The following is an 8,962-nucleotide window of genomic DNA, read 5'->3' on the forward strand; positions in this document are numbered from 1 at the left end:
TAATGTGTTATGGTCTGAAAATCCTCCTCAGAGTCAAATACTGTTTAAATAACAGGGGGTGAAACTAAACACGCCCCGATTCTTTGAGCTATGTTATTCACTCACTTTTTGGCCTTGCTGTTCTAAGTAGGCTTCAAGGTATTTTATGAGCTCTTTTATGCTTGGCATAACCACATCTGGTTTTATTTCGCTCTTTTCAATGTCTTTAAGTGTGTTAACTCCTGTGAGCACCATTATCGCCTTGGCGTTTATCCTCTTTGCAAAAGCTATGTCCGTGTCAAGCCTATCTCCAACCACCCAGATTTCATCAGCATTGAGCTTTTCCTTCACGACCTCAAATACAGGTTTATTTGGTTTCCCTATAATGAGGGGCTCTTTCTCTGTTGCGACTTTTAGAGCGGCAATTATCGAGCCGGCCCCGGGCAGAATACCCTCTTCACTTGGATACGTTGTGTCTGGGTTGGTTCCTATAAAGAGCGCGCCATTTCTTATGGCCAAGCAGCCATATTTGAGCTTCTCGTAGGTCAGCTTGGGGTCGAGGCCAACTACAACGTATTTTATTTCCCTCCACCGTTCCTTTGCATCCTCAACGCTTATTACAGGCCAGCCTATTGATTTTATCTCTTCCACAAGCCCTTCCCCGCCGATTACAAAAACGTTGCCCCTCTTAAAGTTTCTGCTCAAATACTTAGCTGTTGCATGGCCGGAAGTTATTATTTGCTCTTCCTCAACGTCAATCCCCATCTTTTGGAGCTTTTCTTTGTACATTCTTGCATTTCTGGTGGAATTGTTCGTGAGGAAAACAAAGGGAATTCCATTCGCTTTTAAGAACTCAATGACTTCTTTAGCCCCTTCAATGGGTTCTTTTCCTCTGTAAATCACTCCGTCCATGTCAAAGATGATTCCAATCATAACCAGCACCACAAAAGAAAGGAAGGGAGAATTTAAAAATTCACTGCTCCGCGTAAATTTGAAGGGAAACCAAGCATAGGTCTTTTTGAATTTCATTACCTGCATCAGGGTTTACGAGGAAGAACATTGAAACTTTGAGCGTTTCCGATGGTGCGAGAGGGGAGGTAAGTAGGGATATTGATTGATTGTTTAAATCAAATAGAGTTTTTCCTGAGTAATCGCTTAGCGTATAGGTCTGATTTTTCACCGTTACAACTATCCACTCAATTATGAGGTTTTTGCTGAGCTCGCCTACATCTGGAGTTGTGTCTATCTTTGCTTCTGCATCTGTGAGGTCTCCGCTTTCTAAGTCCTGAACGCTTGGGATTAATATTATCCTTGAGATGTTGAAGTCTCCGCTGTTTTTTATGTAGAACTCAGCTTTTACTTCATCTCCGGGTTTTAAATCGTCGAAGTCAAAAAGTTTTAAGTCGTTGTAAAAACTGGTTCCCGTCTTGCTTATTCTAACGTCAAATTCTCCAGTGGAAATCTCGTTCTTTTCCGAAAGACTTATGTCGCTGAAAATTGCCATCCCTATCTTGAGTCCCATTGCACCGATTAAAAGGCCCACAAATATGAGAGACAGTTCTCTTTTCATGGTTCTCACCCAAAGATTTTTACAATCTGTTCAAGTAAAATATGCTTAAAATATTTTCGTTTTAATGTTACCCAATATAGTTTTAAGAACTACCGAACTAAAAAGATACTTCAAAAGGCAAGCATAAACGCTGGCTATCAATTCGCTCAACTTCCATAGATCATAATCATATCAATAAGCAGTGTGGGGCTAGCCCGCTTTTTTCTCTCGTGGGCTTTATTCTATGTAAATTGCGTTCAGTCCGATTTTTTTAGCTACTTCTCTTTGTCTTTTATCGCTTGTAATCAGCTCGGCTTTTAGATTTCTAGCCTGTGCCAAAAACAGGCTGTCATAAATGGAAATGTCATAATCCATAGCAATTTTCAAAGCCTCTTGCAAATATTTCTTCCCCGGCTCCAGAGTTATAATTTTCTCCTCTATGAGTTTTGTCATCTGTTTGTAAAGTCCCATGGCTTGCTCTCTCGTTATTACCTTGTACTTTTTCATGTATTTCCACACAGCATTTGTTGTCTCAATGAGTAACATGTCTACGGCATGTGGCTCTAAGCTTGGATCTAGGTAGGGGATCACTTTTTTCCACCCTTCCTCCTTTAACAAAAACTTTGAAAAAACTGAGGAGTCAATGACTATCACGGTCCTCCCTCACTAACTTTTGTGCTGTTCCCTTTGGTGCTTCAGGCAAGGCTTGGATGTAATCTATAACCTCTTGGAGAGCTTTTCTCTTTTTATGTTCCTCTATCTTCTTCTTTATGAACCTCCTTATTTCCTCACTCCAGTTAATCTCGCCCTTTAGCTTATCCATTTCACGCTTGATTTCTGGTGGAACACGAATACTAACAACGTTTCCCATGTAATTCACCTACAAGCATATTTGTAATACAGATATATAAGTGTTTTGTATACGCATATCCTCAATATTTTGAAGTCGCATGTAACTCCTGTATTCACTTGATGAATACCTCAGCAGGTGAGTATAGTGGGTTTCATTGACAGAGAATCTAGTTTCTTTCGAAAGCCCTACCCTTCAGGGCAGGGAGAGATCAGTGGGAGGATCTGAGAAATATGAAGACATAAACAATTAGATACAAAAGATTAAATCTCCCTAACCTCAATGTTGAGCTTCAAGGACTGTATTTTCCCCTCAATCGCGTCAAGAATCCTCTGGGTGGCGTTTGTCTGGACGTAGTCTCCATTTATCGGTTCTGGAAGTGGGGGTCTCTCGTCCTTAAAGAGCAAGAACCAGAGCTGCCACTTTCCGGGCTTATCAATGTTGAATGTGTAGTTCATCTCCCACTGCGGCGTCCAGTTGCTCTCGAGGTCAACTGGCTTGTGGGGCAAAGTTACGTTGAAGTAATCCATAAGGTACATATTATGTATAATGGTTCTGTTCGTTTCGAAGTCGTAGGTTAGGTTCACAAGCCAAATCTCGACGTGGTAGGTAACGTTCCGGTACTCGTGGTTTGCTATTCCCAGAATGACGGTACCGTTCTCTCCGACAAAGAGCTCCGTGGGATAATCGTCGGCTTTTCCCTCTGGGCCAAGAATGTAGAACTCTGTGAACTTTTCTCCGGCCCTGGGATGTGTTACAACATAGGCAAGGGTGCCAATGGAGGTGATTATAGCTATTACAAGAATCACCGTCAAAGCCTTGTCTAGCCTGCTTGACTGCTCCCACTCGAGCTCTTCCTTTATTTTCTCAATGCTTATCCTTGGAATCCAGGGGTTAATGGCATTAGCTCTTCTGTATATTGCTACAAGGGCAAAGATTACGTTGAAGATTGTTAAGCTCACGAGGATAGGAATTAACCTTATTCCCCATGGGGTGTAGTTTAGGAGCAAACCTATGAGGGGCACGATTGCAATGCTCAGACCAAGGCTCAAAGCCAGGCGTTCGAGGTTGTCAAGCTCCTTCTTCTCTGGGAATAGGGCTGTTATGAAAACATAGCCCGGAAAGAAGAGCACGAAGGCTAAGCCAAGGGCTTTCCTAAGCAGGCTGTCTGGGTAGAAGGCTATGAGAATGTCAAGGAGGAGCGATAGTGCGATTATCGTTATGAGGTCCCAGTAATCTCTAAGATTCATTTGACCACCGGAGGGATAAAGAAGGGGAGCCTTAAAATTCTTTTGCAAACTCTAAATCCAGAAGAAACTTCCAGAGTGGAATTAGTTTTACCTTTTTGTTTCCGTGAGCTTCTTCTCCTTCTTCATTTGCAGTTATGATAAGGCCTTTGTCAAGATTAAAGACATCCATTGCCTCCAATATGGCTTCTACTTCTCTTTCGTGGCTTTCTCTTAAATCCCAAGTTACTTGGATTGCTTTTGTTACTTTTAACCCTTCTTTGATAATGAAATCAACTTCTCTCTTGCCCTTGTAGTAGAACAGGTTGTTTTCTCCATATTTTTTAATGAGATGTACGGCAACTGCATTCTCGGCTAACCTGCCTAGATTTTTGGAGAAACTTAATGCTACGGAGGTCGCTAATCCTGTATCTACGACATAAATTTTCTTTGGGTACTTCTTTACATCTTTTATCTTTGGAGAAAAAGGTGGGATTGTGAAGAGCAGATAACTTTCTCTGAGGGCTTCTATTACCTCCGCAACAAAATTTGGAGAGACTTTCCTCTTTAGGATTCCGGCCAGTTCATTTCTTAGACTGCTTATGCTCTTAAGAGAGGAGAACGAGTTTATGGCCAATTCTGCAACCAGTTTGACTGAATTTACTTCCCTAAATCCATGCCGGAATACAACGTCTCTCATTACGATGCCGTCAAAAAGCTCCTTGAGTATTTCTCTTTTTAAGAATTCATCCTCTTCCAGAACTACTCTTGGAAATCCCCCGAATTGGAGGTACTCTATTAGGAGTCTCTCTATTTTAGCTCTGTTTTTTATAATGTCTAGCTGGTTCTCAACCACAATCCCTTTGAATTTCAAGAACTCTCGGAAACTGAGCGGGAAAACTTCGAGAGTTAGCGAACGTCCGGTTAATGCAGTTGATACCTCACTTTTTAAAAGGGAAGACGTTGATCCAGTTACAATTATTTGGACGTTTTCTTTTTCCATTGCTCTCCGAACCCATTTTTCCCAGTCCTCAATGTTTTGGATTTCATCAAGGACTATCAACGCAAATTTATCTCTGTTGACAAACGTTCTGTACGCTTGATAGATCTCATCCAAGAGCTCTAAACTTAGGTAAGGGTGAAACCTTGGATCTTCTAGGTTTACGTAGAGGGTTTGTTCGGGGCCAAGTCCAGAGTCTATGGCTTTTTTCAAAAACTGCTTTGTTAGAAAGGTCTTTCCTGATCTTCTAACTCCAATAATCGATATTGAGAAGTCCTTAGCTTTGGCAAGTTTGCTAAGCCGTTTTAAGTAGTAATCCCTTTCTATTCCAATCTCTTGAGGCCTGCCCCAAAAATTATCTACACTGATCAGCTCAATAATTTCTTCTCTTTTCAACATCTTATATCCCATAGAATATAAATTTTTGATGTTTTTATATTTTATGGAATATAGATTTGCGCCCTTGCTTATGATACCAAAAACCATATCTTAGAATTTATTGTTCTAGGATAAATGGTGATTTTGATAGTGATAGTCAAAAAGATGACCCTCAAGGAAGAATTGTCATTCCAAAAGAGTGGGGAAAAATGGGGGAGTGAAGTTATACTTGTTGAGCTCGAAGATAGGATGGAAATCTTCCACGGAAGAAGCCAAACCTCTCCAAGTTCTTTGATATAATTGAGGTTAAAGTCAAAGGGGAGGATCTCGAAAAAGAGCTGTTGGAGTGTCTTTGACAAGCACTTTGAGAACCTCGATGTGATAATTCTCAATGACTAGCTTTGAGCGGCTATTAATCTTTCCAGATCTTTTAAATCCCAGCATGTGGCATCAGGGGCTCTCTTTTTAAAGCTCTTTGCAATTATTAGGAATTCTTTCTCCCCCTTCCATTTTGTTAATTCCGCTTTTTCCATTAAATCTTCCAAAACTTTTTTTCCATTAACGTCATCTCTCCATTTAACCTCAATAAACAAAGCTTTGTTGCCTTTTGTTGCAACGAGGTCAATTTCGTAGCTTCCTTTTCTGCTCTTACCCCATTGTGGCCCAATTTCGTCGAATTCCAGAACTCCCCTCTGGTTCAGTTCAACGAGAATATCCCTCACAACCCTTTCGAATATCCTGCCAAAGTAGTTGGGGAAGCCATTTTCAATTTTCCTTATTAGGGCATCATAGTTCTCTGTTTCAACCAGATTCTGGTTCTTTCGTATGAAGGTAAACCAAAAGTTTAGGAAGTAATCGTTGATTATATAACGGGATTTTTTACTTTTTTTCTCCAGCAGGGGTTTTTCTCTTGAAATCAAATTGAAATATTCTTCCAGGGCTTTCAGGTACTTCGTTATGGTAGTGGGTTTCTGGGAGATTGCGTTTGCTATCTCAACGAGGGTGTTTCTACTGTTCGCAATGGCTTCCAAGATAGAGAAATATATCTTGTGGGTTCTCCCAAACTCTTCTATGAGCAAAGCCTCACCCTCGCTCTGCAGAATAGAGGAAAATCTTAGCATCTCTTCCAGAAAGCTGAAGAAAGTCTTTTCGTTAAATAGTTCAAGATACTCATAATACTTAGGCACGCCACCAAAAACTCCATAAAACTTTATTTTTTCCTCAAAGTCCTTTATACCAAGGTTATCAAGCATTTGAAAAACAACGTTTGGTTTCAACGGCTTGAGGTCTATATAAAGGTCGCTCCTACCATACAGGGGGGATTTTCTAAGGAGGAACACCTTTTTCATCATCCCTATGTAAGATCCAGAAAGCACAATGAAAAAGCGTTTCTCTTCTTTGTATTTATCCCAGAACTTTTGAAGGTCGTAAATTATGGAGGGGTTTATTTTGAGAAAGTTCTGGAACTCATCAAAAAATATTGCTATCTTATCTTGAGTTTTGAACAAGAAGCTCAAAAAATCCTCAAAGTTCTCAAATTTTGGGGAATAGCCAAGCTTTTCGCTTATCTCCTCCTGAAAGTCCTCAAGTAAGAGTGACTCCTCCTTCACCGATACAAAAAAGTCTAAGTAAGGAATATTTTTCCTTGAGAAAAATTCTCTAACGAGTCTTGTTTTTCCAATTCTACGTCTACCAGTAATTATAACTAGGGAAGACCTCCTTTTTATGAGGTTAAAGCTTTTTTCCAGGGCTTCGAGCTCCTTCTCCCTGTCGTAGAATTTCATTTATTATCCACCTATAGGATTATCCTGTTTCTGGATATTTATATTTTTCGGTTGAACTCTATAACTATAGGAAAGATTATCATGTCTTTAGGAATAAAAAGCGAACTAGTTTTTACTTCGCAAACGTGCCCCGTCTGCGGGAAGCCCCACAAGGGGGCGAGGTTTGTTAGGGGGCTTTTTAAGTGTCCCGCAACAGGACTTATCTTTAATGCTGATCTTGTTGGTGCTTTCAATATTTTGAGGAAGACTGTTGGAAGTATAACCCCGAACTTGGGCGGTTTGTATGCCCAAGGGAGGAGTAATGGGCCTTTGGCCGGGCCTGAGGGTTGAAAACCCCGATCATCACGGAGCTTGATGAGACTCCTCAAACCTCTCCGCCTGCTTTTGGGTAGGGTTAAACCGTTGAATCCTTAGCTAAGGCGGGGGAGGAGGTCAGTATAAACACACCCTAAGAACCTAAAATTTTTATACCTCTTCGCCTCCCAGTTTTTGGGCATTAAGGATGAGCTTGAGGGAAGTAAGAAGGATTTTTGGGAGCAGGGTATTTGAGAGGGGAGAAAGGTACTACAGGGAAGGGAGGGTTTTAAGTGCTGTAAAAATTGGGGACGTACTTTACGCACAGGTTAGGGGAAGCAAGACGTACAGGGTTGAGTTTGACCTCAGGAATATGAACTCCTTTTGCACATGCCCCTATGGGAGAAACTGCAAACATGGTGTGGCGGCATTTCTTGCATACTCCAATGGGGAATTTTTCGATGGTGATGCTTTCCTCGAATCCCTGAAAGAGAAGAGCAAAGAGGAAATTTTGGAAATTTTAAGGGAAATCCTGAAAAGCAATCCGGAAATTCTGCCTGAAATAAAAAGAGAAGTAGACCTCTTCTCTTATTTTGAGGGATATCTCTCCTATGAAGATGCGGTTGAGGTGGGCAGGATAAGTAAGAGCGGAATTTCAAAGGAAGACGCTTGGGAGCTGATTAAGTACATATGCAGGCACTACTACGGCTTCGGTGGGTTTTACGACGACTATAGGGATTTTTACTATGGAGATATTGTACTGAAACCCTTGTTTGAGGTCATAGAGAAAAACATCAGTAAAGAAGACTTTAAAAGGTTTTTAGAACTCCTTAAGCTTTTAGACGTGCCAGATGATGTCTATAGATACGCCTATGAAGTTCTGCTGAGGAACGCTGAGCTCTTCAAAGAGGATATCTTAAATGCCGAGAACATGAGCGTTGAGCTAAGAGCACCGTTGCTCGCAAAGATTGGAGAGAAAGAAAAGGCCGAGGCGCTTATACTAAACTCCAGCTTAAGTCCGCGGGAGAAAGTAATGCTTCTCCTAGAGGTGAATCCAGAACTTGCGGAGGAACTCGGCTTGAAATTCTCAGAGTATCATTTGCTTATAGAGTACTTTGGCAAAAGGAGGGAATATGAGAAGGTTATAGATCTCTACACGGCGAGCGATGGTGTAGGGTATCTCACAAGCTATGTTTGTGAGGCCATAGAGGCAACGGGCAGATTTGGGGTCTTTGAAGAGATACTAAAGAAAGAAAATGCAAACATAGCGTTTTTATGTGCGCTTGAACTGGGTCTTAAGGATAGAATTATCGAGTTATTTCCAGATGCCGTCGAAAAGTACATAACCGGAACCCTCTCCAGGCAGGCGATTTTGGATGCACTCTCTCTCATTGGGGATGATTCAAAGTCTATAATCCCGAGTATTGAAAAGATTGTGGAATTTGAGGTTGCCAAGAAGAACAGAAACGCCTACAAATTTGCAGCAGAGCTCCTAAAGCTTATTAAAAAGGTGGATGCTAAAGAGTACGAGCGCTTGGTGAAAAAGCTTAAGAAAAAGCATCCAAGGATGAAAGCACTATGGGAGATATTGGGGGACTACTCGCTGTAGTTCTTGAAAGTCTCGCCCTAATCTAATCTGGAGATCTCACCACCCGACCTCTTTTCCGCCCGTTTTGAAGGGTGAGGCTTGAGAAAAGTTCTCAACCACTGACCTCCTATCCGCCCTAAAGGGGCAGGGTTCCATCGGATTACACCCTCTCGCTAATGCCGGCTTTTTTGAAACTACAACATTATAAGGCAAATTTATCTATTCGGGCGGGGAAAGCCCTTCCGATAGGGAGGGGATGAAAGCCCGCAACCCTTAAAACTTCACCTATTAGAAAAATAATAGGTGGTCGCCCA

Annotated in this window: 9 protein-coding genes and 1 pseudogene; 3 read left to right on the forward strand and 7 right to left on the reverse strand. The window is 41.4% G+C overall.

What is annotated here, in order from left to right:
* Nucleotides 1-93: 93 nt before the first annotated feature.
* From GBV73_RS09575 to GBV73_RS09600, 6 genes are all read right to left on the reverse strand, one after another.
* Nucleotides 94-912, reverse strand: coding sequence for an HAD-IIA family hydrolase (locus GBV73_RS09575; protein ID WP_152881001.1), 819 nt, complete (start codon nt 910-912; stop codon nt 94-96).
* A 40-nt stretch (nt 913-952) separates the two neighbouring features.
* A complete protein-coding gene (locus tag GBV73_RS09580) occupies nt 953-1,549 on the reverse strand; it encodes a TasA family protein (RefSeq protein ID WP_152881003.1) in 597 nt (198 codons plus the stop codon).
* Between the two features lie 216 nt (nt 1,550-1,765).
* On the reverse strand, nt 1,766-2,119 hold the full coding sequence (locus GBV73_RS09585; RefSeq protein ID WP_225807155.1) for a type II toxin-antitoxin system VapC family toxin: 354 nt from the start codon (nt 2,117-2,119) through the stop codon (nt 1,766-1,768).
* A gap of 49 nt (nt 2,120-2,168) precedes the next feature.
* Nucleotides 2,169-2,399 carry a hypothetical protein gene (locus GBV73_RS09590; protein ID WP_152881013.1) on the reverse strand — a complete coding sequence of 77 codons (231 nt, stop codon included), beginning with the start codon at nt 2,397-2,399 and terminating at the stop codon, nt 2,169-2,171.
* Between the two features lie 242 nt (nt 2,400-2,641).
* Nucleotides 2,642-3,628 carry a DUF1616 domain-containing protein gene (locus GBV73_RS09595; protein WP_152881005.1) on the reverse strand — a complete coding sequence of 329 codons (987 nt, stop codon included), beginning with the start codon at nt 3,626-3,628 and terminating at the stop codon, nt 2,642-2,644.
* Between the two features lie 31 nt (nt 3,629-3,659).
* Entirely contained in the window at nt 3,660-5,015 is a 1,356-nt protein-coding gene (locus tag GBV73_RS09600; RefSeq protein ID WP_253910348.1) for an ATP-binding protein, read from the reverse strand.
* Nucleotides 5,016-5,117: 102 nt separating this feature from the next.
* Here GBV73_RS09600 and GBV73_RS09605 point away from each other — a divergent pair, with 102 nt between their 5' ends.
* Nucleotides 5,118-5,282 (forward strand): hypothetical protein, encoded by a 165-nt coding sequence (locus GBV73_RS09605; RefSeq protein WP_253910349.1) that lies wholly within the window; start codon nt 5,118-5,120, stop codon nt 5,280-5,282.
* Between the two features lie 95 nt (nt 5,283-5,377).
* Here GBV73_RS09605 and GBV73_RS09610 read toward each other — a convergent pair whose 3' ends face one another.
* On the reverse strand, nt 5,378-6,766 hold the full coding sequence (locus tag GBV73_RS09610; protein ID WP_152881007.1) for an ATP-binding protein: 1,389 nt from the start codon (nt 6,764-6,766) through the stop codon (nt 5,378-5,380).
* Nucleotides 6,767-6,877: 111 nt separating this feature from the next.
* Here GBV73_RS09610 and GBV73_RS09615 point away from each other — a divergent pair.
* Nucleotides 6,878-7,158 (forward strand): annotated as a pseudogene (locus GBV73_RS09615) (zinc ribbon domain-containing protein); the annotation flags it as partial.
* Nucleotides 7,159-7,268: 110 nt separating this feature from the next.
* Nucleotides 7,269-8,669: an SWIM zinc finger domain-containing protein gene (locus GBV73_RS09620; RefSeq protein WP_152881009.1), complete on the forward strand. Its 1,401-nt coding sequence runs from the start codon at nt 7,269-7,271 to the stop codon at nt 8,667-8,669.
* Nucleotides 8,670-8,962: the final 293 nt, after the last annotated feature.

The organism is Thermococcus sp. 101 C5 (assembly GCF_009372125.1).
In the GTDB taxonomy this organism is placed as follows: domain Archaea; phylum Methanobacteriota_B; class Thermococci; order Thermococcales; family Thermococcaceae; genus Thermococcus_A; species Thermococcus_A bergensis.

What these genes read in the sequence shown, in the direction of transcription:
- GBV73_RS09580 (WP_152881003.1), bottom strand. Translation starts at nt 1,549, where the DNA reads ATGAAAAGAGAACTGTCTCTCATATTTGTGGGCCTTTTAATCGGTGCA.
- GBV73_RS09575 (WP_152881001.1), bottom strand. Translation starts at nt 912, where the DNA reads ATGATTGGAATCATCTTTGACATGGACGGAGTGATTTACAGAGGAAAA.
- GBV73_RS09590 (WP_152881013.1), bottom strand. Translation starts at nt 2,399, where the DNA reads ATGGGAAACGTTGTTAGTATTCGTGTTCCACCAGAAATCAAGCGTGAA.
- GBV73_RS09620 (WP_152881009.1), top strand. Translation starts at nt 7,269, where the DNA reads ATGAGCTTGAGGGAAGTAAGAAGGATTTTTGGGAGCAGGGTATTTGAG.
- GBV73_RS09610 (WP_152881007.1), bottom strand. Translation starts at nt 6,766, where the DNA reads ATGAAATTCTACGACAGGGAGAAGGAGCTCGAAGCCCTGGAAAAAAGC.
- GBV73_RS09605 (WP_253910349.1), top strand. Translation starts at nt 5,118, where the DNA reads ATGGTGATTTTGATAGTGATAGTCAAAAAGATGACCCTCAAGGAAGAA.
- GBV73_RS09595 (WP_152881005.1), bottom strand. Translation starts at nt 3,628, where the DNA reads ATGAATCTTAGAGATTACTGGGACCTCATAACGATAATCGCACTATCG.
- GBV73_RS09600 (WP_253910348.1), bottom strand. Translation starts at nt 5,015, where the DNA reads ATGGGATATAAGATGTTGAAAAGAGAAGAAATTATTGAGCTGATCAGT.